Genomic DNA, 24629 nt, shown 5'->3' with positions numbered 1-24629 from the left:
TGACGGATGCTCCTTCATCGCGGTATGACCGCGCACGTGATCACGCGCCAAGAGGCTCGCATCGAGTGGCGAAAGGACGGTCCGATCTACTGGCGTACGACGTTCGCCTGGTCGAGTCGCCACTGCGCAGCTTCGCGATGCTGAGGACCGAATAGCGGCCGCCAGTATGGGTCAGTTATCGCGTACTCGATCGTCAACTCGGGACGTCCGGCACGCACCAAGCGTTCGAACCCGGTCTGGATGTCGCCGCTGACGACAAGCTGCCGAGCGGCTTCCACAGCACCGTGGTTGCTGATCATCCTGTGCCATGCGGTTGGGTGGTAGGGCGGCGAAAGCTTGCCGCAGGCATCGATTGCTTCCAGGCACGCTGCCTCGAACTCGTCCTCCAGAGACATGCTGTGAGCCTCGCCGTGCAGCGTCGGCGAGACAATAGGGTGGTCAGCCGAACATGCCGCGCCTACCGGGTAGGAAGATTGCGGTCGGCTCATATCCGATCAAGCGTGACCGCGGCATGAGCGGATGCCGCGGTCACGGCACGGTAGCTCATGATCGGCAGGATGGCGCCGCTCGCGACGGTGAGTTCATCGGGCTTGGCGTTCTGAACACGATGGGCATGGTGGACCCGCAGGCATACAATGGCAGATGGCTAAACCTGCATGGCCAGAAAGGGGCCAATGAATACAGCTGGCACGCCACGATCATGCTCTCCTATCGGGAGCCTCATGTTTAGAACGCAGCGCGTAAGCAATACGGTCCTTTAACTGTACGCTTCCTTCCGCAGCTTCGCCGGTGACACCCCGAGCGAAAGACAGTATCTTCCGCACGTCGGCAGCGCGTGGATCGTCACGCCCTCCGACACTGATCTGGTCGGCTAACAGCTTCTCCAAGGCTTCGATGGGATCATCACTAACTATTGCCAGAATGAGCGCTAGGTTTGCTTTGTTCGTCAGCGTTTCCGGGTGGTTTGCGCCCAGTGCGCGCACCTGGTCGGCGACGAGATCCTTGTACGCTTGGGCAGCCCCGACGAAGTCCCCGACGGAAAATCGCATATTCGCGAGCCTCCCGCGAGTGGCGAGGGTAAGGGGATGGCGAGGGCCGAGGACGCGCAATTGATCCTCAAGCACCTTCGCGAAAGCTTCTGTGGCGCCGGCGCGATCGCCGGCCTTTTCTCGCCAGTATGCGAGGCTCTCGCGGGTAGCTAGGGTGTCGGGGTGGTCAGCGCCGACTACTCTGCGGAAGTCGTCGACTACCTGTTCCAGCGCCGATACCGCGCCAGCCGCGTCCCCTGAGTGCCCTCGCCAGTTGGCGAGACTTTGGCGAGCGACCAGGGTGTGCGGGTGGTCTCGGCCTAGGACGCGCACGCGATCAGCATGAAGCCTCGCGAAGGCGTCAGCTGCCGCGGCAGGATCACCGGCCTCACCGCGAAATCGTTGGATGTTGCTGCGAGCGGTTAAGGTCTCGGGAGTATCCGTGCCGAACAGCCGTACATAATCTGCCCATATTCGTTCGAGAGCCTCAACCGCGCCTGCTGGGTCGCCAGCGACGCCCTGTAGGTAGGCGATATTGCTGCGAGTCGAAAGTGTTTGCTTGTCTGCAGGGCCGAGAATCCGCAGTTGGTCGGCGAGTAGCCTTTCGTAGGCTCTGATCGCTCCGAAGACGTCGCCGGTTTCGCCCTGCCAATGTGCGAGGTTGCCCCGAGTCGCGAGAGTTGCAGAATTCTCGGCTCCGAGAATTCGTTCCTGTTCAGTCAGTAGCTGGGCGAACGCCTCAGCGGCCCCGGCTGCGTTCCCAGAGGAACCGATGCTGGTGATGGCAGTGAAGATCAGCGGGTGCGTCTCCGGTTTAAGCAGGACGTCGCCACCGTGTTGGCGGACTGTTGCCGCGCCTGCGCGGAGCATGTTCACCAGCGCGTTGTCGCTCTCGACATGTTCGAACTGCGGCCACACCTCGACAAGCGCATCGGCGACTGCCCAGACAATATCCTCGATGCGCTCGCCTGCAAGCCCGTCTCGAATCACTCGCTGCACCAGCGCATGCACGATGACGGTGTCAGCGCCTGCTGTGACGACGTTGAGCCGGTGTAGGGTTCGGAGCCCCGAACGCACTCGGTCGGGATCGACGCGTTCGCCGACATCGCGGCCGAATGTCAACCAGTTGAGTGCCGCCGTGCTGGTGAACAGCGAGTTAGGGATGCCTGCGGGATCCAGGACGCTCGCGAGTTCCAGCAGCGGACTGGCCATGCCCAGCGGCCGGGAGCGATCGGCGGCGTCTATGGACAGAGCTAGGGTTGCCGTGATCGTGCGGTGGTAGTCGTCTGGGAGGTCGTGTGGTGACGGCACCAGGTCGTCGAGATGTCTGCGCTTGTCGGCGAACAACCGCCGGTATGTCGAGCAGGCAAGCCTCTCGTCGATCATGAAAGCCGAAGCCTGAGCCAGCGCTAGTGCTCTGACCACAAACGTTCACGGTGTTGGATGACACGCCGCCCGGCGTCCCGGTCGGGCGGTGTGTCTGCGTTCAGGCTGTGGCGGTGGCAGAACCCGTGCGTGTGCGGCGGCTGTCTGACCAGGAAGGTCAGCAGCTGCTGCGAATAACCCGTCGTGGGACCGGCTCGGCGATCAGGTTGCGGCGGGCGATGGTCGTGCTCGCCTCAGCGGGCGGCAACACCGTGCCGGTGATCGCGAGGCTGGTCCAGGCGGACGAGGACTCGGTCCGCCAAGTCATCCACCGGTTCAACGAGATGGGCATGGCCTGCCTGGACCCTCGGTGGGCGGGTGGCCGTCCCCGCCTGATCAGTCCCGGTGACGAAGCGTTCATCGTCGCGACGGCCAACACCCGACCCGAGACCCTCGGCCAGCCGTTCACCCGCTGGAGCCTGCGGAACTCGCCGACTACCTCACCCACAACCCTGGCACCCACCGGGTCCAGATCGGTCGGGAACGACTCCGGCAACTCCTTCGCAAACATGACCTGACGTTCCAGCGGACCAAAACGTGGAAAGAGTCCAACGACCCCGCCAAAGAAGCCAAACTCGCCCGGATGGAGCAGGTCATGACCGAGTTCCCGGACCGGGTCTTCGCCTTCGACGAGTTCGGGCCGCTGATGATCCGCCCGCAGGCCGGCGCGACCTGGGCGCCGGCCGGGCACCCCGACCGGCTGCCCGCGAACTATCACAAGCTGCACGGCGTCAGGCAGTTCCACGGCTGCTACAGCATCGGCGATGACACCCTGTGGGGCATCGTCCACCGGCGGAAGTCCGCGGCGAACACCCTCACCGCGCTCAAATCGATCCGCCGGACCCGCCCGGACCGGGCACCGATCTACATCATTCTGGACAACCTGTCCGCGCACCGCGGCGTGAAAATCCGCGATTGGGCAGCCCGGAACCGGGTCGAACTGTGTTTCACCCCGACCTACTCATCCTGGGCCAACCCGATCGAGGCGCACTTCGGGCCGCTACGGATGTTCACCGTCGCCGGGTCCAACCGGACCAACCACCCCGCCTCAACGAAGGCGATCCACGCCTACCTGCGCTGGCGCAACGCCAACGCCCGCCACCCTGACGTCCTCAAAGCCCAACGCCGCGAACGCGCCCGCATCCGCAGCGAGAAAGGCATCCGCTGGGGTGGACGGCCTCTCGCAGCGGCCGCCTGACCTACCGCGCGGCCCGCAACGCCGCCGCGACCTGGACGACATCCACATCGACGATGACCTCCTCACCGTCCCGCACGCCGCGCTCACTGATCGCCAGACCGATCAAGGCCAGTTCGGCGGCATCGTCACGCAGTTCGTACTCTTCGCGACTCTCCTCGCCGATCCCGCCCAGTTCCTCACGATTCCAGGCGGCGACGGCCAACTCAGCCAGAGACCGAGGCAACCGCACTCTGATCCGACTGACTTGGGGATCGAGACGAGCACCGATCGCCCCCAGCACGGTCCGGTCCTGCTGATACCGCAGGTACTGCTCGCGATCTCCCACGAGCTGAGGCTATCCGGGCCCAAGCCGGTGAACGTTAGTGGTCAGGGCACTAGCGGAAGATTTCCGAGGTCCGCGACGACACCGTCAACGTCGTCGGCGAGATCGGGCTGATCGGCCAGCCGGCTTGTGAGGTAGGCGGCCGATTCATCGGCTGCGAAGACCCCTACCTGTACCAGACGACCGACGGTGCTGACCGCCGATCCGCGTAGGCGAGTGGTTACTACAGCCCGGCCGGTAGGTCGGTTCGGTGGCCAGAGCCCTTCCAGATCTGCAGCATTGCACAAATCGTCGAGCACGACGAGCCATCGGCGATCAGTAGTAGCCAGCCAGGCGTGGAAACGCGCCGCGTCTTGTCCAGTGTTGCTGCCGTCGGCGCCGGGGAGCAGCAGGTCGGCGGCGGCGTGGCCATAACCTGCCAGGATTGATTGCCTCGATGCTGCAGGTATCCAGACTAGGAGGTCCAGTCGGTTCCCGGTCATAAGCTGTTCGGCGAAGCCGATAGCCAGCTGCGTCTTACCGACACCGCCCGGGCCTGACAGCAGCCGCGTGCCGGCCGTATTGCCGCCGAACTGGTCGAACGGGTCGACGGCACGAGGTTGAAAGCAATCGGCCAAGCGGGGCACCATGCCGACACGCAGCGGCCAGGAGACGACGAGCGGAACGTGAAGGGTGAGCGACCCAATGCTCTTGGCCGAAATTCCGTAGTTACGCAGATCGATTGTGCTCCCGGGGGTGGATGACCCTACGCCAGCCCCGGCTGAGCTGGGGGGACAGGAAGCTGACCATAACTGATCGTGACGGGTCCACTAATATTGTTAGCGGCCGTGCCGTAGTTGGTGCTGATGTGCAGGTCGCCGGTCTTTCCACCGACGGTAACGGCGTACCTTCCGGACGCAGCGCCGTTCGGATCTACCAGACCCATGAGGTGCTGTGCAGCGTTTAGAACCTCACTGTCGTTGCCGGCGCTGACCGCCTCGAGGTCGGCCCCGAGTCGTGACATCAATTCATTCGGCTCAAGCACCTCGGCGTCAAGGACTTGCTCGGCATTACGGCGCGAGGAGAGTCTTCGCCGTAGCAAGTCACGTAAAGTGGTGTATGCATCACGGATCGCGGCATCGACGGTCCCACTAAGCCCTGCCGTCGCCCCTCCAGCCAGCGCCGCCACGATCAACTCAATCCCGGTCATACTGTCCTCACTTCGCCGACACAGTCGTGTTCGATTATTACATTGAATGCAAAGAAACTCTGCGCGCCCGACTGGATGACCGTGCTGACACGGGCATGATCGACGAACTCATCTCTGCATGTGAGTGCGCCGGCGCGGGCGCCCATGCGTCACCGACTGTGACCAGGATGATCTAGCAACCAAGGTCGGCTGTCGCACATGTGCTGGGACGAATCCGTCAAACATGTGGCGGGACTAGACACGAGCGGGCGAGTGGCGCTGTAAATTCGCAGGCCACTATCAGCGCCGCGGGCCGCCGACGTCGTCGGGACCGGGCCAGGGATCGTCGACGTTGCCTGGAACGCAGGCGTCTGGAACTTCAACCGTACATATGGGGCCGGGGTCGTCGTCTGTGTTCGGGCTAAGCAGCAGGCCGACGCAACAAAGCACCGCGAAGGCAATAAAACCGATCAAGGCGAGCGGCATCGCCACTGCAACAGTGCCACGAATTAGTCTCTCGTCTGTGATGCGTGAGGGCCTTCTTGCGGCGAGTAGGAGAAGAACTCCAACAGCAGCAGGCAGTAACAGGTACCCGATCGCCTCTTCATCGAACCGCTCCGGATGCGGTATCCAGAGAGTGGCAGCGACAATAGTCATGAGGCAACTCAGGGCTAAGGCCACGTATCCCGTGACAGTCAAAACTCCCTGCATTAGCGAGGAAGACGGAGCGTTAGGAAGGCTCACCGAACAGGATGGTAGGCGGCCGAGCGCCGGAACGGCAAGGGCCGCACTCTGTGCAGACTGGCAAGATCCTGAACGACCCGCGCTGCGTCGGATTTCTCAGAACAGGCAAGGGCGTTTCATGCTGGATCGTTCTGCTCTATGGACGCGCCGGCAGCGAGTACCTCCTCCATCGAGGTGATCACGGCATCGGCTGCCCGAAGGCCGCGACCTTCTACGGGCGGTTGGCGTAGCCGATGACGCGTGCGCCCGCAGCGTGTGCGCCCTCGATGTCGGACAGCGAGTCTCCGACGAGCACGCACCGACCGACGTCGGTAGTAGACGCTGCAGCCGCTTGCCGGATCAGCGCGGGATCTGGCTTCATGCGGGCCGGGTGGGCGTGCGGGCGGCCGATCACTGCGTGCACATGGCTGCGCAGGCCGTGGGCAGTCAGGTAGGCGGTGATGGCGCCCTCGGAGTTGTTACTCACGATCGCGGTCGGCATGCCCGCGCGCCGTGCCCACCAGAACTGACCGCACTCCTGCACTGGCACCTGGGGGAGTTCGGGACCGGCGCCGGCGGCCGGCTGTTCGTCGGCGAGCGTAACCGCAGCAAGCTGCCCAAGCGCACCATCACCACGACCTGGCGCCTGGCTCGCGAGCACGTCTTCACCCCGAGGTCGTGGAAACGCCGCTGGCGAAGCGCCCCTACGACCTACGGCACGCGGCAGTCTCAACGTGGCTCAACGGTGGCGTCCCGCCCACCGACGTCGCCCAATGGGCCGGCCAGTCGGTCGAGATCCTGTTCAGGATCTATGCGGTCTGCCTCGACAAGGGCACGGAGATCCTGCGCCGACGGGTCAGCGCGGCCCTGGGGTACTGACGCCCAGAGGCGCCCCCGCTTGGGGGCGTATTGGGGGTGGACCCCCGATCATGGCGAGATTTAGCCGGTGACAGCCGGACATACGAGCGAAGCCCTTGACCGCGTACACGCTGGTCAAGGGCTTCGTTTCGCTGATCAGAGCCACTTCAAGAAGTGTGCCCCCGGCAGGATTCGAACCTGCGCCCCCGCCTCCGGAGGGCGGTGCTCTATCCCCTGAGCTACGGGGGCCTTGCGGCCTCGCAAAGGATAACAGACCGCCTGTGGCTCCTGAGTCAGGAGGGGAGGGGTTGCGCTCCTAGGTCTTGGAGTTTTTCGGTGAGGGCGGTGATGTCGTACTGCTGGGAGACGCGGATCTTCTCGGCGGCGTCGCGGACCTCGGTGGTGGAGGCCTTCTTCGCGGCGGTTTCCGACATGTGGATGCCGCCCAGGTGGTGGCGGAGCATGAGCTGGCACCAGAGGGTGTCGAAGTCCTTGCCGGTGGAGGACTTGAGCTTCTTGAGCTCGTCGTCGGAGGCCATGCCGGGCATGCGGCCGTCCGGCTGGAGGGCGTTCTTGCCGTCGGGCATCCAGGCCATGGGGGCCTTGTCGCTGTTGGTGGACAGGTTCCACTCGTTGAGCCAGGTCTGCATCTGGCCGATCTGCCACTGCTGGCTGAGGGCCATGTCGTAGCCGAGGGTGCGGATGTCGTCGGTGGAGCCGAGGCGGTACGCGAACATCGCCATCTCGACGGCCTGGGTGTGGTGGAGGCTCATGTCGCGGGCGAAGCCGGCGTCCACGGAGTCGTCGCCGGGGGCGCGCAGCGTCGGGATGAGGAACCCGACGCTGACGCCCACGACGAGGAGGAGAGCGGCGCCGAGCACGCCCATGGTCAGGCGTGCTCGGGCCGAGAGTTGTGCGAACAGGTCAGCCGCCCGAGGTCATGCCGGTGCCGCCGCCGTCTTTGCCCAGGTCGCGCGGGACGGTGCCGGTCTCGGTGATGATGTCGCCCTGGGAGCACGGGGTGCCGGGCTCGAGGCTGGCGTTCTGCCGCAGGGCCTTGATGAACTCGTCGATGCGGCCGTCGCTGGCCTTGTCGACCTGGAGCTGGAAGCCCCACGCCTGCAGGGAGATCGGCTTGGCCTGGCCCTCGTAGGGGCTCATGAGCAGGTAGTCCTTGCCCTTGACCTTCTTGGCCAGGGCCTCGACCTGGTCGGCCGGCAGGTTCGGCTGGTACGTGATCCAGACCGCGCCGTGCTCCAGGGCGTGCAGGGCGTGCTCGGTGGCGATCGGCGCCGCGTAGACGTCGCCGAGGCAGCGCTGCCAGTTCTGGTTGTGGTTGCCGGAGACCGGCGGGTTCGCGATCGACAGGTCGTACTTCTGCGGGCCCCACACGTGGTTCCGCTGCTCGGTGTAGTCCTTGTTGATCTTGAAGTAGTCCTTGATGCCGTCGATCCGGTCGGCGCGCTCGCGGACGGTCAGCCCGTTCTCATTGACCTGGTAGACGGCGAAGCCCACGATGCCGAGGGCCAGCAGGCCGACCACGGAGAAGAGGATGATCGGGCCCCAGGCGGCACCCTGCTTCACCTTCACCGGGGCGACCTTCTTGGCCGCCGGGCGCTTGCCGGCGGGGGCCGTCTTGCGCGGCGGGGCGGACTTGCGTGGGCTCGCCTTCTGCTTGCCGGAAGCCGACGTGGTGGTCGACTCCTTGCCGAGCGAGACCGGCGCGTCCTCCTCCGAAGCGGCGGCGGCCGCCTCGTCGAGGTCGTCCTCGATGGCCTCGTCGCCGCCCTGCTTCGGCTTGGCGCCGGCAACGGGCTTGGTCGACGGCTTGCGGTTGCCGCCGCCGTGCTGGGTGCTCATGCTCATGTCGTCGCCTCGCAACGCTCAGCGTGGTGCTCGCTCATCGGGCCTCGTCTGGTCAACGGTCGGGGGTCGGGCGGGACGCGCGGTCGGTCAATACCGCCGGAGCGGCCGTCCCGCATTGTGACCAGCAGAACGGGCCTCCGCCAAGTACCGGAGTCTACCCCCGATAGCATTTGTCGGTGACTCCCGCTGAACTCGCCGTAGCAGTCCTCGAAGCCGCCAGGGCGGCGCTTACCGAGCGTGACCTCGACGCGTCCGTTCTTCCTGCGACGACCAGCGTGGAACGACCGCGAAACCCGGAGCATGGTGACTATGCGTCGAATATCGCCCTGCAGTTGGGCAAGAAGGTCGGGCTGAGTCCGCGCGACCTTGCCGCCGCCGTCGCGAAAAACTTGCAGGAAACTCCCGGGATCGATGCGGTGGAGATCGCCGGACCGGGGTTTCTCAACATCCGGTTGTCGGCGGCCGCCGCCGGTGAGCTGGCGCGGATCGTGGTGGGGGCGGGCCGCTCGTACGGGCGAGGCGAAACGCTCGCGAAGGAGAAGGTCAATCTCGAGTTCGTGTCGGCGAACCCCACCGGACCGGTCCACCTGGGCCACACCCGCTGGGCCGCGGTCGGCGACGCGCTCGGCAGGATCCTGTCCGCGGCCGGCGCGGACGTGACCCGCGAGCACTACATCAACGACGCGGGCGTGCAGATGGCCAGGTTCGGCGAGTCGGTGCAGGCCGCGGCCAACGGCCAGCCGACGCCGCCCGACGGCTACCCCGGCGAGTACATTCAGGACATCGCACGGCAAATCGTCCGGGAGAATCCGGACATCCTCGACAAGGACCAGGCGGAGCAGGCCGCAGCCTTCCAGCAGGAGGGCTACAAGGCGATGCTCAAGGAGATGCAGGACAGCCTGGAGCGCTTCGGCGTGCACTTCGACGTCTGGTTCTCCGAGAAGACCCTGCACGACGGCGGCGCGGTCGAGCACGCCCTCGACGAGCTGCGCAAGCAGGGGCACATCTTCGAGGCCGACGGCGCCATCTGGCTGCGCACCACGGACTTCGGCGACGACAAGGACCGGGTGCTCATCCGGTCCAACGGCGAGAAGACTTACTTCGCCGCCGACGCGGCGTACTACATCAACAAGCGCGAGCGGGGCTTCGACCGCTGCATCTACATGCTGGGCGCGGACCACCACGGGTACATCGGGCGGCTCAAGGCGATCGCGGCGTGCGCCGGCGACGACCCGGAGCGCAACATCGAGGTGCTGATCGGCCAGCTGGTCAGCCTGCTGCGCGGCGGTGAGCCGGTGCGCCTGAGCAAGCGCGCCGGGACGCTGATCACGCTCGACGAGCTGATCGAGGTCGTGGGCGCCGACGCCGCGCGGTACTCCCTCGCGCGCTCCTCGACCGACTCGCCGCTGACCCTGGACATCGAGGTCATCACGCGGCAGAAGAACGACAATCCGGTCTTCTACGTCCAGTACGTCGGAGCCCGCACCGCCTCCGTCGCCCGCAACGCCGCCGACCTCGGGCTGCACCGGACCGACACGTACGACCCGGCGCTTCTCGTGCACGAGAAGGAGCTCGACCTGCTCAAGGCGCTCGGCGACTTCCCGGCCGTGGTCGCGACCGCGGCCGAGCTGCGGGAGCCGCACCGCGTGGCACGCTATTTGGAGGAGCTTGCGGGCGCCTACCACCGCTTCTACGACAACTGCCGGGTGCTGCCGCAGGGCGACGAGCCGATCACCGAGACCAACCGGGCCCGGTTGTGGCTCAACGACGCGACGCGTCAGGTCATCGTCAACGGGCTCGACCTGCTCGGCGTCTCTGCACCGGAACGGATGTAAGCCAATGCGCGCACATGAGGCCGGAGCGCTGCACGGGGAGCTGGGCTTCAGCGGCCCGTCCTGGCTGCGAACCCCCGACGACGTCAACGCGCTCATCCCGCAGCTCTGGCCCAAAACGGTCAAGCGCGCACAGGACGGCGCAATCGAGGTCGGATCGGTAAATATCCGAAAAATCGCTGACGAGCACGGCACGCCCGCGTACATCTTCGACGAGGCCGACTTCCGCGAACGCTGCCGCAAGTTCAAGGAGGCCTTCGGCGGCGCCGAGGTCTTCTACGCCGGCAAGGCGTTCATCGCCACCCACATCGTCAGGATCCTCGTCGAGGAGGGCCTGTCGCTGGACGTCTGCACCGGCGGCGAGCTCGCCGTGGCGCTCCGGGGCGGAATGCCCCCCGAGCGCATCGGCCTGCACGGCAACAACAAGTCCGTCGCCGAGCTCACCAGGGCCGTCGAGGCCGGCGTCGGCCGCATCATCGTCGACTCGTTCGACGAGATCGAGCGTCTGAGCGCCATCGCGAAAAGCACGAACACCCGGCCGAAGGTGATGGTCCGCGTCACGGTAGGCGTCGAGGCGCACACACACGAATTCATCGCCACCGCCCACGAGGACCAGAAGTTCGGCTTCTCGCTGTCCGGCGGTGCCGCCGCGGCCGCCGTTGACAAGATCCTTTCTGAGAACAGCCTGGACCTGCGGGGACTGCACTCCCACATCGGCTCGCAGATCTTCGACACGTCCGGCTTCGAGGTCTCCGCCCGCCGGCTGCTGTCGCTGCAGGCCCAGATCAACGAGCGGCACGGCATCGAACTCCCCGAGCTGGACCTCGGGGGAGGGTTCGGCATCGCGTACACCACCCAGGACACGCCGGCGGAGCCCGCCGACCTCGCGACGAACCTGATGCGCATCATCAAGCAGGAGTGCGCGGCGCTGCACCTCAGCGTGCCGCACCTGTCGATCGAGCCGGGCCGGGCGATCGTCGGACCGGCGATGTTCACCCTCTACGAGGTCGGCACGGTCAAGGACGTCGACGGGATCCGCACGTACGTGAGCGTCGACGGCGGCATGAGCGACAACATCCGCACCGCGCTCTACGACGCGGCCTACTCCGCGACGGTCGCGGGCCGCGCATCGGCCGAGCCGCCGATTCTCGCCCGCGTGGTGGGAAAACATTGCGAGTCCGGGGACATCATCGTGAAGGATGAGTTCCTGCCGGCCGACGTTCAGGCCGGAGATCTTCTTGCGGTGCCGGGCACAGGGGCCTACTGCCGCAGCATGGCGAGCAACTACAACCACGTCCCCCGTCCACCGGTCGTGGCGGTGGTTGACGGGGCATCGCGGGTGATCGTCCGCCGGGAGACCGAGGACGACCTGCTCAACTTGGACGTGGGGTGACCATGAGTGTGAAGGTGGCGCTGCTTGGCTGCGGGACGGTCGGCGCGGAGGTCGTCCGGCTCCTCCACGAGCACGAGCGGGACCTGACGGCCCGCATCGGCGCGCCGCTGGAGCTCGTCGGGGTCGCCGTGCGGCGCGCCGGCCGGGCCCGCGACCTGCCGATCGACCCGTCGCTGTTCACCACCGACGCGCTCGGCCTGGTGAAGCGCGACGACGTCGACGTGGTCGTCGAGGTCGTCGGCGGCATCGAGCCGGCCCGCACCTGGCTGCTGGAGGCGCTGCACGGCGGCAAGAGCGTCGTGACGGCCAACAAGGCGCTCCTCGGCGAGGACGGCGCGACCCTGCACAAGGCGGCCGCCGAGGCCGGCGCCGACCTGTACTACGAGGCGTCCGTCGCCGGCGCGATCCCGCTGCTGCGCCCGCTGCGCGACTCGCTGCACGGCGACCGCATCACCCGCGTCACCGGCATCGTCAACGGCACCACCAACTTCATCCTGTCCTCCATGGACAGCACCGGTGCCGGCTTCGCCGAGGCCCTCGAGGAGGCGACCGCGCTCGGGTACGCCGAGGCCGACCCGACCGCCGACGTCGAAGGCTTCGACGCCGCCGCGAAGGCCGCGATCCTCGCGTCGATGGCGTTCCACACCCGGGTCACCGCCGCCGACGTGCACCGCGAGGGCATCACCGAGGTCACCGCCGCCGACATGGCCAGCGCGAAGGCGATGGGCTGCACGATCAAGCTGCTGTGCATCGCCACCAAGCTCGACGACGCCGTCTCCGTGCGCGTCCACCCGGCGATGATCCCGCGGACCCACCCCCTCGCCGGCGTCGGCGACGCGTTCAACGCCGTCTTCGTCGAGGCCGAGGCCGCCGGCCAGCTCATGTTCTACGGCCGCGGCGCCGGCGGCGCGCCCACCGCGAGCGCCGTCCTCGGCGATCTGGTGGCCGTGTCGCGCAACCGGCTCGCCGGTACCCACGCCGCCTCCGAAAGCGCGTATGCCGACCTTCCGGTCCGTCCGATCGGCGACGCGCTCACCAGGTATCACATCTCGCTGGACGTCGCGGACAAGGCAGGCGTCCTCGCCGCCGTCGCGGGCGTCTTCGCCAAACACGGGGTCAGCATCGCGACCGTCAACCAGTCGGGCCGCGGCAACCAGGCCGTGCTGGTCATCGTCACGCACGCCGCCGCGGACCGCGCCCTCGCGGCCACCGTCGCCGAGCTGCGGGCCCTGGACATCGTTCGCGCCGTGGCGAGCGTCCTGCGTGTCGAAGGGGAGTAGCGCCATGTGGCGTGGATTGATCGAAGAGTTCCGCGACCGGTTACCGGTCGGACCACAGACTCCGGTGGTGACCCTGCACGAGGGCAACACGCCCCTGCTGCCGGCGCCGGAGCTGTCCGCCCGCACCGGGTGCGACGTGTACCTGAAGGTCGAGGGCGCCAACCCGACCGGCTCGTTCAAGGACCGCGGCATGACCGTCGCCGTCTCGAAGGCCGTCGAGGAGGGCGCGAAGGCGATCATCTGCGCCTCCACCGGCAACACGTCGGCGTCCGCCGCGGCGTACGCCGCCCGCGCCGGCATCACCTGCGCCGTCCTCGTCCCGACCGGCAAGATCGCCCTCGGCAAGCTGGCCCAGGCCCTCGTGCACGGCGCCCGCCTCCTGCAGGTCTCCGGCAACTTCGACGACTGCCTGGCGCTCGCCTCGAAGCTCTCCCTCGACTTCCCGGTCTCCCTGGTCAACTCGGTCAACCCGGACCGCCTCCAGGGCCAGAAGACCGCCGCCTTCGAGATCGTCGCCGGCCTGGGCGACGCCCCGCACATCCACTGCCTGCCCGTCGGCAACGCCGGCAACATCAGCGCGTACTGGATGGGCTACCAGGAGGACTTCGCGGCCGGTAACGCCACCCGCCGCCCGCGCATGTTCGGCTTCCAGGCCTCCGGCGCCGCCCCGATCGTCAACGGCGCCGTCGTCCGCGAGCCGTCGACGATCGCCACCGCGATCCGCATCGGCAACCCCGCCTCCTGGACCAAGGCCGTCGACGCCCGCGACGAGTCCAACGGCGTCATCCAGGCCGTCACCGACCGCGACATCCTGCAGGCCTACCGCCTGCTGGCCCGCTCCGTCGGCGTCTTCGTCGAGCTCGGCAGCGCCGCCTCCGTGGCGGGCCTGCTCCAGGCCAGCGCCCAGGGCCTGGTCGAGCACGGCCAGACGATCGTCTGCACCGTCACCGGCCACGGCCTGAAGGACCCTGAGTGGGCCATCTCGACCGCCCCGGCCCCCACGACGATCCCCGCGGACCCGCTCGCCGCCGCGAAGGCCCTCGACCTGGCCTGAAGCTCCGGCCCACCGTTGCTCCCGTGATCCGGAAGACCTTGTGCACCCAGGGGTACACGAAGTCTTCCGGATCACTGCGCTCCACCGAAGGCAGCGCAATCGGCGGGCCTGCCGCGGTCAGGTCGTGAGCACCGTCGCGATCAGGCCGAGCAGGCCGCCCACGAGCGCGGCGAACGCGATCCGGTCCGACGTGGACCAGGCCGCCCATCCCGAGCGCGGCAGGGTGCCGTCGATCCAGATGACCGTCCGGTTCCGCGCCGCGCGGTGACGCCCGGCCATGTACCCGCCGGCGCCCCCGACGACCACCAGCGCGACCCCGCCAACGCCCCCGCTCACGCTCACCGTGAGGGGCCCGAGCAGCAGGGCGAGTCCGGTCAGCACCGCGACCGCGACGCCCACCACCGTGCTGCCCTTCTCCAGGCACCGCTTGGGCTGCGGCATGCCCTTGGCGTGCAGGAGCATCCGCCGGATCTGTTCGGCGCGGCCGATCGCCCACGCGCTGTCGGCCGCCTCGACGGCGACGACGGCCTCGGCCGCGAGCACGTCGACCTCCGCCCGCCGGTTCACCCCGTCACCGGCCGCGATGTGCAGCGAGTCCAGCCGGCGCGGATCACCGACCTGCAGCGACGCGTCGATCTCCCGCCGCAGCCCGGCCGTCGAGCCCGCGCTCAGCCGGCTGCCCTGCCACATGGCGGTGAGACGGACCGGCCCCCCGACCCCGTCGGTGACGGCATCGATGAGCTTATTGATCTTCGGTTCGTCGAGAACAGGACCGTATATCCTGGTCCCGACGACCATGCTGGCGCCGGGAGTGGCTGCTCCCGGCACCATGGGGGTGGACATAGTCCGCTCCTCCTCGTGGTTGGCAGGGCCCACCGCCCGGATCTTCGCAGGACGCGGTCGGCGGGCCCTGCGTCCTCAGCCGGACGACACCTTGCCGCCCGCGTGATCCTCGGCCGCCATCCGCGCCTCGAGCACGGCGACCCGCCGCTCCAGCGCCCGCAGCGCCTCATCGCGCTCCGCCGCTTGCGCGGCCTTGCCTCCCGCGGTCCCAGCGGCAGGCGGATTCGGAAGCATCACGGAATCGGTCCGTGATCTCGACGCCAGGTACCTCTCGGCTGCGCGGCGCAGAAGCTCCTCGTCGCGGTCCAGCGAAGCGCCGTCGCGGTTCAGCGAAACCAGGACGTCGGCCGCCGTCGCCTGTCCAGGACCAGATGCCGTCGCCATCAGTGCCTCGACTGCCGCTCGACGCACGCCGTCGCGGCCGAGCCAGTCCCGGATGAAGTCGCGGTAGGTGGTGGCCATGCGTTCGCCGCGCGAATCCCCGACACCTGCCGCCGCCGCGAGCGCCTCGGCCGCCCGGCGCCTGACCTGCGGATCGTCGGTAGACGATGCCCGGCAGGCGTTGACGAAGACGATGGCCGTGCCGTCGGTGGGCAGGGACGAGACGTCGTGCAGCATGCGCTGGGCGTCCTCCACGCGGCCGGCGTCGAGCAGGTTCGCCGCCGTGCCATGGCCGGCCACGTGCAGGACCCGGTCGAACAGGACCTCCGCGGGGTCGGCACCCGTCGTGGTCTGCCGGGCGAGCAGCTCGGCCGCCCTGCGGTCCCCGTCGGCTGCCGCCGTGTGCAGCAGTTGCTCCGCCTCGTCGATGCGGTCGTCGTCGAGGAGCCGGAGGGCTAGCGCTGTCACCGCGCGGCCGTTGCCCCGCTCGGCGGCGTCGCGCAGCACTGCCTCGCCCGCTTCGGGGCGGCCGGTCCCGTGCAGCAGCTCGGCCAGGGCCGGCGCCGCCCGCACGCTCCGCATGGCCTCGTCGCCGCGCAGCACTTCCTCGGCCTCGGTGAGCCGTCCGGCGCGGTGGAGCACGTCGGCCAGGTTGACGGCCGCGTCCGCGTCGCCGGCGGTCGCGGCCGTGCGCAGCAGCTGCTCCGCCTCGTCGGCGCGGCCGGTCAGCAGCAGCAGCTCCGCGAGGCCGGTCACGGCGTGCGGCGCCCCCGTGTCGGCCGCCTCGCGCAGCGAACGCTCCGCGTCCTCCAACCGCGCGGGGTCGAGCAGCAGCTGCCGGCGGGCGAGCTCGTCGACGGCCGCCCAGGCCGAGCCGAGCGCGGCCTGGGCCTCAGGGTGTGCCGTCCGCGGGTGCTCGCGCCGCCATTCGGTGACGTCGTCCGCGAACCGGCCGTGCGCGCCCGACCGGGACGTGCCGAGCTCCCCGCCGATGACCTCCCACGACGTGCCGTCCTCGCGCTCGGCGATCACCGCGGCGCGCAGCGCGGCATCGGCCAGCCGTCGCAGCTCCTGGGCCGCGGCCACCCGTTCACCGGGTGCCGGGCCGGCCGTGGCCCGGACCTCAGCCGACGCCCGGTTGCCTGCCCGCTGGACGCCGGCCTTCATGGCGGCCTGAAGCTTCGCCAGTCCTGTCGGCTCGCCCACCGCGCTCACCTCGTCGCAGACGTCATCCAGATCTGGACGTCAATGTACACCAGATCTGGACGTCGTCCGGAACTTTGAACGCGGCTAATCGTCGGTCGGAGTCGGGTCCGGGGGGTCGGGGGAGGGGCGGGGGTTGCGGCCGGTCTGGCGGAGGGCCAGGCGGAGGGCGAACTCGATCTGTGCGTTGACGCTGCGCAGGTCGTCGGCGGCCCAGCGGGCGACCGCGTCGTAGACCTGGGGGTCGAGGCGCAGGAGGAGCTTCTTGCGTTCGGGCACGGCCCAGGTCCTCAGCTGTACAGCGAGCCGGTGTTCACGACCGGCTGGACGTTGCGGTCGCCGCAGAGGACGACGAGCAGGTTGGCCACCATCTGGGCCTTGCGCTCCTCGTCCAGCTCGACGACCTCCAGCTCGCGCAGGCGGTCCAGGGCGCTCTGCACCATGCCGACCGCGCCCTCGACGATTTTGAAGCGGGCGCCGACGATGGCGCTGGCCTGCTGGCGGGCGAGCATGGCCTGGGCGATCTCCGGGGCGTAAGCCAGGTGGGTGATGCGCGACTCGAGCACCTCGACGCCGGCGAGGGCGGCCCGCTCGCTCAGCTCGACCGTGAGCTCCTCGCTGACCGCGGTGCCCTCGCGGAGGCTGGTGCGGCCGTCGTCGTGCGTCTCGTACGGGTAGCTCGTCGCCAGATGCCGGACGGCGGCCTCGGCCTGGACGGCGACGTACGAGATGTGGTCGTCGACGCCGAAGGACGCCTTGAACGTGTCGACGACGCGCCAGACGACGACGGCGGCGATCTCGACGGGGTTGCCGTCGGCGTCGGAGACCTTCAGGCGGGCGGTCTCGAAGTTGCGCACCCGGAGCGAGACGCTGCGCTTCGAGCTCAGCGGGACGGTCCAGTGGAAGCCGGCGGTGTGGATCGTGCCGACGTAGCGGCCGAAGAACTGCACGACCCGCGACTGGTTCGGGTTGACGACGGTGAAGCCCGTCATGAGCAGCACCGCGGCCGTGGCCGCGACGGCGACGAGCACGCCGGTGTGGTCGACCGCGGCCGCCGCGCCGACCGCGGCGACCAGTACGAGCAGGATCAGGAACCCGGACACGCGGAACGCACGTCGCTCCATGACAGCCTCCCAGCTATCGAAGTGATATCACTACGATACCGCAAAGCGGAGCCGCCTGGTGACCACCGTCCAGCCGGCCGCGTAGATGAGCGTCACAGCGCCGCAGATCGCGGCGAGCAGGCGAGGGTCGGCCCGGTCGATGAACGCGCCGACGATCAGCTGCGACGCCGCGACCGACAGCAGGGCGAGCATGACGTCGGTGGCGAAGATGCGGCCCCGCAGCGCGTCGGGGATCTCGGCCTGCAGCGCGAAGTTGGACATCGTCCAGTTGCCGCCGCCGGCCAGGTGGGCGAGGCTGACGCAGGCGAGGACCAGCGCGAACCACGGTGCGGCACCGACGGCGAGATACATCAGCCCGAAGAGCGACATCGACACCGCCATGCCCGGCAGCAGCCACGAGGGGTGGCTGAGCACCCGCCGCAGCACGAACGGGCCGACGAGCGCGCCGAGGCCGCGCGCCGCGAAGAGCAGCCCGACGCCCGTCGAGCCGAACCCGTGCGCCGCGGCGAGCAGCGGGAAGGTGGTCAGCACGCCGTTGCCGAGGCCGGCCGCCGCCTTGACCGTCACCAGCGAGGCCACCCGCGGGTGTTTGCGGATGTACCGCAGCGCCTCCCCGATCTCCGGCTTCGCCGTCGCGACGGTGACCTGCAGCGGCCGGCGTACGCGGACGATCTGGACGGCCGACAGGAAGCACAGGGCGCTGGAGAGGGCGAAGCACCAGTACGGGCCGACGACGGCCGACGCGATGCCGCCCAGCGACGCGCCGACGACGAGCGTGGTGCCCCAGGCGGCGCCGGACAGCGCGTTGGCGGTGGGCAGGTCTTCGGCGTCGACGACGTTGGGCAGGGCCGCCGAGGCGGCCGGGACGAAGAACGCCTTCGCCACCGCGATGACGCCGATGAACAGCACCGCCAGCCATGCCGCCGCCGCGGTGCGCACCAGCAGCAGCGCGAGCGTGGCGACGGCCATCGCGATCTCCGCGGCGATGAGGATCCTGCGGCGGTCGAACCGGTCGGCGATGACTCCCGCGTACGGCTGCAGCAGCGCGATCACGCCGACGTCGGCGGCCAGCACGAGCGCGCCCCACAGCCCGGAGCCGGTCAGCTGCAGCAGCAGGGTGAGCAGCGGGATCTGCACGAACCAGTCGGCGCCGAGGCCGATCAGGTCTGCCGTGAACAGGCGGCGGAAGTCGCGGTTGCGGACCAGGATCGACAATGTGGGCGGCACCGGCCCACCCTAGGGGGTGCCGCGACGGGCGTGATCTCATTATTGGTATGGCCCTGCTGTCCACTCCGGTCACCGTCCGCGTGCCCGCGACGAGCGCGAACCTGGGACCCGGCTTCGACGCGCTCGGGTTGGCCCTGTCGCTGCACGACGAGGTCGAGGCGCGGGTGACCGGCCACGGGGTGACCGTCGAGGTGATCGGCGAGGGCGCCGGCGAGCTGCCCGGCGACGAGACGCACCTGGTCGTGCGGGCCATGCGGCGCGTGTTCGACGAGCTGGGGGAGCGGCCGGCCGGGCTGGCGCTGCGCTGCGTCAACCGCATCCCGCAGGCCCGCGGCATGGGCTCGTCGTCGGCCGCGATCGTGGCCGGGGTGGTCCTCGCCCGGGCGCTGGTCAGCGACGGCGCCGAGCGGCTCGACGAGCAGGGCCTGCTGCGCATCGCCGCCGAGCTCGAAGGGCACCCGGACAACGTGGCGCCGTGCCTGCTGGGCGGTGTGACGATCGCCTGGACCGAGGATGCCGGTGCCGCCGCCGTACGGGTGGATCCCGCCGCGCCGGTCCGCCCGTTCGTATTCGTGCCGGAGTCGCGGGGGCTGACCGAGGTGGCGCGGGCCGCGCTGCCGGCGACCGTGCCGCACGCCGACGCCGCGCTCAACGCCGGACGGGCCGCGCTGCTCGTTCATGCGATCACCGTCGATCCGTCGCACCTGTTCGCGGCCACGGAAGACCGGCTGCACCAGGGATATCGGGCGCCGTCCATGCCCGGCAGTGCGGATCTGGTCGCGTCGCTGCGGGCCGAGGGCGTCGCGGCCGTCATCTCGGGCGCGGGGCCGAGCGTCCTGGCGCTGACCGGCGACGACTGGACGCCTTCCGCGGTGCCGGGCTGGCGGGTATTGCCGCTCGATGTCGATCTGGTGGGTGCCCTCGTCGGGGTTGACCTGGTGTGGGGTACGCTGGAACACGCCGATCGGGACCCTGTTGCCGCTGGCTAGGCGAGTTGTTTACTCTCTAGTCCTACAGCAGCCGCTCCGTGCGGCGATCTCATGCGGGGCGGCGTGCTCCGATTTCCGTGGCACCCCTTTGCGCACGCCCGGCCGCCAACCCGCGTCTCCAGTGATCGCGCGCGCACGGCTGGGCCAGGCCGCAGATGGTGGCGCCCGGCTCACCGCACAGCGCTGCAACACCTCCCGCACCGCTGCCAGGCAGCGAGGTGGGAGCCCCCGGGCCGCCCGGCCACCGTGTCTCGTCTCCGGGCATCCCGGCCTAACGAGGGAAGGAATCCATTGAGCGACACCACCGACGTCACGTCGGATGTCTCGAGCGACCGCGCCGCGGTCGAGACCGACGGCGCCGAGGCTGGGGCGACGCGTCGGCGCCGCTCTGGCACCGGGCTGTCCGGCATGCTGCTGCCCGAACTGCAGAGCCTTGCCGCCTCGTTGGGCATCTCCGGCACCGCGCGGATGCGCAAGGGTGAGCTGGTAACGGCCATCCAGGAGCGTCAGTCCGGCGAGTCCCGCCCGGCGCCCGCCGCCGCGGCGGCCGCCGAGGCCGCTCCCGCCGTCACCGGTCGGGTCCGCGCCGGGACGCGTGCCGAGGCACGCGTCGCCGAGCCCTCGGAGCAGGACTGGCCGTCCGCCACCCAGGGCGCGGCCGAGGCACCCGTCACGCGTTCCCCTCGCCGGGCCACCCGGGCCGCCGGCCCGCCGGAGCCGCGCGCGGCTGCGGCCGCCGCCACCGAGGCCCCCGCGGCCGCCGCCGAGCAGGCCCCGGCCGCGGTGGAGAAGGCCGCCGAGCCGGCTGCCGAGACCACCGAGCGTCCGGCCCGCACCCGTTCGCGCGCCGCCGCCTCTGCCCCGGCCGCCGAGCGCGCTGAGCGCACGGAGCGCACGGAGCGGGCCGACCGCACCGAGCGGGCCGAGCGTGGCGACCGGACCGAGCGCGCCGAGCGCACGGACCGCGCCGAGCGGGCCGAGCGGACGGAGCGGAGCGAGCGCGGCGACCGGACCGAGCGGGGTGAGCGGACCGAGCGCGGCGAGCGCACCGAGCGGGCCGAGCGCAACGAGCGCACCGAGCGCGGTGACCGCAACAGCGGCGCCGACCGCAGCGGTGGCGAGCGCGGCGACCGCGCCGCCGGCGACCGCAACCAGCGCGGCAGCTTCAACGACGAGGACGGCGACGACGACGGCACCGGCCGCCGCGGCCGCCGCAGCCGCTTCCGGGACCGCCGCCGCGGCCGTGACCGCGACGGCGAGGTGCAGCCGACCGGCGCCGCGGGCGCCCGCGGTGGCAACGAGCCGCAGGTCAGCGACGACGACGTGCTCGTGCCGGTCGCCGGCATCCTCGACGTGCTCGACAACTACGCGTTCGTGCGGACCACCGGCTACCTGTCCGGCTCCAACGATGTGTATGTCGCGATGTCGCAGGTCAAGCGCTACGGGCTGCGCCGCGGCGACGCCGTGACCGGTGCCGTGCGCCAGCCCCGCGACGGCGAGCAGCGGCGCGACAAGTACAACCCGCTCGTGCGCCTCGACACGGTCAACGGGATGGACCCGGAGGAGGCCAAGCGCCGCCCCGAGTTCTACAAGCTGACCCCGCTCTACCCGCAGGACCGCCTGCGGCTGGAGACCGAGCCGCACATCCTCACCACCCGCGTCATCGACCTCGTCATGCCGATCGGCAAGGGTCAGCGGGCGCTCATCGTGTCGCCGCCGAAGGCCGGCAAGACGATGGTGCTGCAGTCGATCGCCAACGCGATCACCCGCAACAACCCGGAGTGCCACCTGATGGTGGTCCTGGTCGACGAGCGGCCCGAAGAGGTCACCGACATGCAGCGGTCGGTGAAGGGCGAGGTCATCGCCTCGACGTTCGACCGGCCGCCGACGGACCACGCCACGGTCGCCGAGCTGTCGATCGAGCGGGCGAAGCGCCTCGTCGAGCTGGGCCACGACGTCGTCGTGCTGCTCGACTCGATCACCCGGCTCGGCCGCGCGTACAACAACGCGTCGCCGGCGAGCGGCCGCATCCTGTCCGGTGGTATCGACTCGACGGCGCTCTACCCGCCGAAGCGGTTCCTCGGCGCGGCCCGCAACATCGAGAACGGCGGCTCGCTGACGATCATCGCCACCGCGCTGGTGGAGACCGGCTCGACCGGTGACACGGTCATCTTCGAGGAGTTCAAGGGCACGGGCAACGCCGAGCTCAAGCTCGACCGGAAGATCGCCGACCGGCGCATCTTCCCGGCGATCGACATCGACCCGTCCGGCACCCGCAAGGAAGAGATCCTGCTGGCGCCCGACGAGCTCGCGATCGTCATCAAGCTGCGCAAGGTGCTGCACGCGCTCGACTCGCAGGAGGCGCTCAACCTGCTGCTGGACCGGCTGAAGAAGACCCGGACCAACGTCGAGTTCCTCATGCAGATCGCCCAGACCACACCGGGCGAGTAAAGCGACCATTCGAAAGCCCCCGTGGACGTGATCCACGGGGGCTTTCGGGTACCCGTACACAAGCCGGAAGCGCTGAACTAGAAGTTGCCCTCCGCGACCTGGAAGACGGTCAGGCCCAGGGCCCGCCACATCCGGACCACCTGCTGACGGTCGTCGAAGACGCCGACCACGTGATACCGGCTGCGGATCTCCTTGTCGAAGATCTCCTGCTTCACGATGCTGTCGCGGCGCTGGTCGCCGGTGACGCGCATGAACAGGCCCGCGTACGGGACGCCGACGTGCTCGTCCAGCCACGCCGCCGTGTCGTCGCGGCAGTCGTCGGTGCGGCCGCTGCAGTACACGATCTCGTGCCCCGCCGCGTGCATCGCCCGGACCGCCGCGATCACGGGCGCGTTGGGCAGGTCGGTGCGGACCCGGCTGATGTCGTACGGGCTGCGGTCGGCGATCAGCGCGACCGTGCCGTCGATGTCGACCAGCACCACCCGTGGCGCGTCCGGCGGCGGCTCGTACGTCACACCGGCGTCGGTGTCGAGCACCGGCAGCGGCAAGGGCAGGGCGCGGCCCGCCAGGTACCGCTGATGCATGGACCGGATCGCCTCCTCACCGACGTGACCGGGGCCCTCGCGCAAGGCGTCGCGCCGGACGCACTCGTCGACGGGCACGTCGGTGAAGTCGCGCACGGTGAAGGCCGCGCCGTGCTTCGCCGCCAGCTCCGCCAGCTCGCGCACGACCCGGGACCGCAGGTTGGTGTCGTCGCACACGACGTCGGCGCCGCCGAGCAGCAGCGCGTCGATCGCGGCGTGGTGCGCCCGCGTGACCTCCTTCTCGGCCCGGCCGCGCAGCGCGTCGTCGGCGACCCGGCCGCCGTGCATCATCGTGCGGAGGTCGTCGCGGTTCACGCGGACCAGCCCGGCCTGGGCACGGGCCCAGGTGGTCTTGCCCGAGGCGGGCAGCCCCCGGGTGATGGTCAGCGACGCCATCAGCTCTCCTCCGTCACCATGGGCCGGACCCGCTGCCAGAGCAGGCCCCGGTAGTCCTTGTCGTCGAGGCGCAGGAACAGGCAGCTGCGCGCCGGGTGCTTCGCGACCGCGAGCGCGAACTCCTTGCGCCCCCAGCCGTCGGGCAGCGTAGCGACGGTCGCCTCGTACGCCGACTCGACCTCGGCCGCGAGCGCCGCCGCCTCCTCGCGCAGCCCGCCGGCGATCCTCGTCGCCCACGCGTGGAACTCGTCGGGCAGCGGCTCCAGCAGCGCGTCGAGCGTGCCGGCGCCGGCGGCCTCCCACACGACCCGGGCGTTGAGCCCGGTCACGATGCGGTGCAGCCGCACGTACTCCGAATACTTGATCTTCAGTCTGGTGTCGGTGCCGGTGAAGTGCACGACGAGGCCCTCGCGATTGTCGCGCGGCGGCGCGGCGAGCGCGTCGGCGAGCGTCGCGTGGTCGAACGTGTCGACGACCGGGCCCGGCCAGCCGGGCACCGCCTCCGGGCCGTGGCTGCGGCCCGTGGCGATCTCGACCGCGCCGAGGAGCACGAGGTCGTCGAGGCCGGCGTAGTCGAGCACGATCCGGTTCGACGGGTAGATGATCTCCACCAGCACTGTGAGGCCCTCCGGCGGCGTGAAGCGGCCGGCGTACCGCTCGCGGAACAGCGCCGTCGCGTGCCGCGCCTGCTCCGAGTCGAACGAGCCGCGGGTCGCGAACGCCCAGCCGTCCGGCGTCGGGTACATGATGCCCAGCGAGCCGTCGGCCTTGTCGGTGACGCGCACCGGACCGTCGAAGTCCATCTCGGGCACGCCCGGCTGGCCGTGGTTGAAGAACTTCGTGAACGGCCGCGCGAGCACCATGCCGGTCTCGGCGTGCGCGACGAGGCCCCGGCACGCGAGCGTGGCCGCGTTCCAGACGTTCTCGTACTGCGCCTTCTCGGTGTAGTTGTGGATCAGCAGGGGCAGCGAGGGGTGGCGCTGCGTGCGCACGAAGCCGCCGCCGGCCATCTCGGCCAGCAGCGCCGGGTCACACAGTGCGTCGATGTGAAGGCTCATAGCACGGGTCAGGGTAGGTGAGCCGTGCTCGCCTTATTCGCGTGTACTTGGGTGCAGCGCGGTTACCATGCTTCGCTTCGGCGGCGCTTGGTGCTGCCCGGCCCGGTTCATGCGTGCCGCGTGCGGCGGGAATGCCGGCGGGGGGAGTGGCGTTACAGACACCGGTTGAGGTGCCGTGACCCGGTCATGGCAGACTTGACCGACGGCCAGACCAGGTTCCGGTTCA

General features: G+C 69.5%; 23 protein-coding genes, 1 tRNA gene and 1 pseudogene. 8 read left to right on the top strand and 17 right to left on the bottom strand.

Annotated features, from left to right (window positions below):
* Positions 1-86 precede the first annotated feature (86 nt).
* Both AB0J72_RS04760 and AB0J72_RS04755 read right to left on the bottom strand, forming a co-directional pair.
* On the bottom strand, positions 87-395 hold the full coding sequence (locus AB0J72_RS04760; protein ID WP_363394426.1) for a hypothetical protein: 309 nt from the start codon (positions 393-395) through the stop codon (positions 87-89).
* A 303-nt stretch (positions 396-698) separates the two neighbouring features.
* Entirely contained in the window at positions 699-2414 is a 1716-nt protein-coding gene (locus tag AB0J72_RS04755; protein ID WP_363394425.1) for a tetratricopeptide repeat protein, read from the bottom strand.
* A 113-nt stretch (positions 2415-2527) separates the two neighbouring features.
* On the opposite strand from AB0J72_RS04755, the pseudogene AB0J72_RS04750 reads away from it, so the two are divergent.
* Positions 2528-3651, top strand: a pseudogene (locus AB0J72_RS04750) (IS630 family transposase).
* Position 3652: 1 nt separating this feature from the next.
* Here AB0J72_RS04750 and AB0J72_RS04745 read toward each other — a convergent pair.
* From AB0J72_RS04745 to AB0J72_RS04725, 5 genes are all read right to left on the bottom strand, one after another.
* On the bottom strand, positions 3653-3976 hold the full coding sequence (locus AB0J72_RS04745; RefSeq protein ID WP_363394423.1) for a hypothetical protein: 324 nt from the start codon (positions 3974-3976) through the stop codon (positions 3653-3655).
* A 41-nt stretch (positions 3977-4017) separates the two neighbouring features.
* Positions 4018-4590 (bottom strand): NB-ARC domain-containing protein, encoded by a 573-nt coding sequence (locus AB0J72_RS04740; protein ID WP_363394421.1) that lies wholly within the window; start codon positions 4588-4590, stop codon positions 4018-4020.
* 128 nt (positions 4591-4718) lie between these two features.
* Complete coding sequence (locus tag AB0J72_RS04735; RefSeq protein ID WP_363394419.1) at positions 4719-5162, bottom strand: hypothetical protein; 444 nt, start codon at positions 5160-5162, stop codon at positions 4719-4721.
* A gap of 279 nt (positions 5163-5441) precedes the next feature.
* A complete protein-coding gene (locus AB0J72_RS04730) occupies positions 5442-5885 on the bottom strand; it encodes a hypothetical protein (RefSeq protein ID WP_363394417.1) in 444 nt (147 codons plus the stop codon).
* A gap of 211 nt (positions 5886-6096) precedes the next feature.
* Complete coding sequence (locus tag AB0J72_RS04725) at positions 6097-6525, bottom strand: HAD-IA family hydrolase (protein ID WP_363394415.1); 429 nt, start codon at positions 6523-6525, stop codon at positions 6097-6099.
* Between the two features lie 17 nt (positions 6526-6542).
* Between AB0J72_RS04725 and AB0J72_RS04720 the strand changes: the two genes are divergently transcribed.
* A complete protein-coding gene (locus AB0J72_RS04720; RefSeq protein WP_363394414.1) occupies positions 6543-6743 on the top strand; it encodes a hypothetical protein in 201 nt (66 codons plus the stop codon).
* A 156-nt stretch (positions 6744-6899) separates the two neighbouring features.
* Here the strand turns inward: AB0J72_RS04720 and AB0J72_RS04715 are convergent.
* The 3 genes from AB0J72_RS04715 to AB0J72_RS04705 all read right to left on the bottom strand — a co-directional run bounded on the left by AB0J72_RS04715 (position 6900) and on the right by AB0J72_RS04705 (position 8588).
* A tRNA-Arg gene (locus AB0J72_RS04715) sits at positions 6900-6971 on the bottom strand.
* A 44-nt stretch (positions 6972-7015) separates the two neighbouring features.
* Positions 7016-7609, bottom strand: a complete 594-nt coding sequence (locus AB0J72_RS04710; protein ID WP_363394412.1) for a DUF305 domain-containing protein — start codon at positions 7607-7609, stop codon at positions 7016-7018.
* 37 nt (positions 7610-7646) lie between these two features.
* Positions 7647-8588: a DUF3105 domain-containing protein gene (locus tag AB0J72_RS04705; RefSeq protein WP_363394410.1), complete on the bottom strand. Its 942-nt coding sequence runs from the start codon at positions 8586-8588 to the stop codon at positions 7647-7649.
* A gap of 176 nt (positions 8589-8764) precedes the next feature.
* On the opposite strand from AB0J72_RS04705, the gene argS reads away from it, so the two are divergent.
* Genes argS through thrC form a run of 4 tightly spaced genes read left to right on the top strand, consistent with a single transcriptional unit; the run spans position 8765 to position 14147 of the window.
* On the top strand, positions 8765-10423 hold the full coding sequence (gene argS, locus AB0J72_RS04700) for an arginine--tRNA ligase (RefSeq protein ID WP_363394408.1): 1659 nt from the start codon (positions 8765-8767) through the stop codon (positions 10421-10423).
* Between the two features lie 4 nt (positions 10424-10427).
* Positions 10428-11813 carry a diaminopimelate decarboxylase gene (lysA, locus tag AB0J72_RS04695; RefSeq protein ID WP_363394406.1) on the top strand — a complete coding sequence of 462 codons (1386 nt, stop codon included), beginning with the start codon at positions 10428-10430 and terminating at the stop codon, positions 11811-11813.
* A gap of 8 nt (positions 11814-11821) precedes the next feature.
* Positions 11822-13093 carry a homoserine dehydrogenase gene (locus tag AB0J72_RS04690; protein WP_363394649.1) on the top strand — a complete coding sequence of 424 codons (1272 nt, stop codon included), beginning with the start codon at positions 11822-11824 and terminating at the stop codon, positions 13091-13093.
* Between the two features lie 4 nt (positions 13094-13097).
* Entirely contained in the window at positions 13098-14147 is a 1050-nt protein-coding gene (thrC, locus tag AB0J72_RS04685; protein WP_363394404.1) for a threonine synthase, read from the top strand.
* Between the two features lie 117 nt (positions 14148-14264).
* Here thrC and AB0J72_RS04680 read toward each other — a convergent pair whose 3' ends face one another.
* The 5 genes from AB0J72_RS04680 to AB0J72_RS04660 form a co-directional block, all read right to left on the bottom strand.
* On the bottom strand, positions 14265-14990 hold the full coding sequence (locus AB0J72_RS04680) for a hypothetical protein (RefSeq protein ID WP_363394402.1): 726 nt from the start codon (positions 14988-14990) through the stop codon (positions 14265-14267).
* 75 nt (positions 14991-15065) lie between these two features.
* Positions 15066-16577, bottom strand: coding sequence for a hypothetical protein (locus tag AB0J72_RS04675; RefSeq protein WP_363394400.1), 1512 nt, complete (start codon positions 16575-16577; stop codon positions 15066-15068).
* Positions 16578-16661: 84 nt separating this feature from the next.
* Entirely contained in the window at positions 16662-16853 is a 192-nt protein-coding gene (locus tag AB0J72_RS04670; protein WP_363394398.1) for a hypothetical protein, read from the bottom strand.
* An 11-nt stretch (positions 16854-16864) separates the two neighbouring features.
* The gene (locus tag AB0J72_RS04665) at positions 16865-17698 is read right to left on the bottom strand and encodes an SPFH domain-containing protein (protein ID WP_363394396.1); all 834 of its coding nucleotides are present in this window, start codon (positions 17696-17698) and stop codon (positions 16865-16867) included.
* A gap of 30 nt (positions 17699-17728) precedes the next feature.
* The gene (locus tag AB0J72_RS04660) at positions 17729-18925 is read right to left on the bottom strand and encodes an MFS transporter (RefSeq protein ID WP_363394394.1); all 1197 of its coding nucleotides are present in this window, start codon (positions 18923-18925) and stop codon (positions 17729-17731) included.
* Between the two features lie 47 nt (positions 18926-18972).
* Between AB0J72_RS04660 and thrB the strand changes: the two genes are divergently transcribed.
* Together thrB and rho are read left to right on the top strand one after the other, a co-directional pair.
* On the top strand, positions 18973-19914 hold the full coding sequence (gene thrB / locus AB0J72_RS04655) for a homoserine kinase (RefSeq protein ID WP_363394392.1): 942 nt from the start codon (positions 18973-18975) through the stop codon (positions 19912-19914).
* A 291-nt stretch (positions 19915-20205) separates the two neighbouring features.
* The gene (rho, locus tag AB0J72_RS04650) at positions 20206-22365 is read left to right on the top strand and encodes a transcription termination factor Rho (RefSeq protein WP_363394390.1); all 2160 of its coding nucleotides are present in this window, start codon (positions 20206-20208) and stop codon (positions 22363-22365) included.
* A gap of 77 nt (positions 22366-22442) precedes the next feature.
* Here the strand turns inward: rho and AB0J72_RS04645 are convergent, their stop codons facing one another.
* Together AB0J72_RS04645 and AB0J72_RS04640 are read right to left on the bottom strand one after the other, a co-directional pair.
* Positions 22443-23345 carry an AAA family ATPase gene (locus AB0J72_RS04645; protein WP_363394388.1) on the bottom strand — a complete coding sequence of 301 codons (903 nt, stop codon included), beginning with the start codon at positions 23343-23345 and terminating at the stop codon, positions 22443-22445.
* A complete protein-coding gene (locus tag AB0J72_RS04640; RefSeq protein WP_363394386.1) occupies positions 23345-24403 on the bottom strand; it encodes an RNA ligase in 1059 nt (352 codons plus the stop codon). Before AB0J72_RS04640 ends, AB0J72_RS04645 begins: the two co-directional genes overlap by 1 nt.
* Between the last annotated feature and the right edge of the window lie 226 nt (positions 24404-24629).

Origin of the sequence: Dactylosporangium sp. NPDC049742, assembly GCF_040674675.1 — a bacterium.
Taxonomy (GTDB): domain Bacteria; phylum Actinomycetota; class Actinomycetes; order Mycobacteriales; family Micromonosporaceae; genus Dactylosporangium; species Dactylosporangium maewongense.
This window is presented reverse-complemented; position numbering and strand designations above follow the sequence as displayed.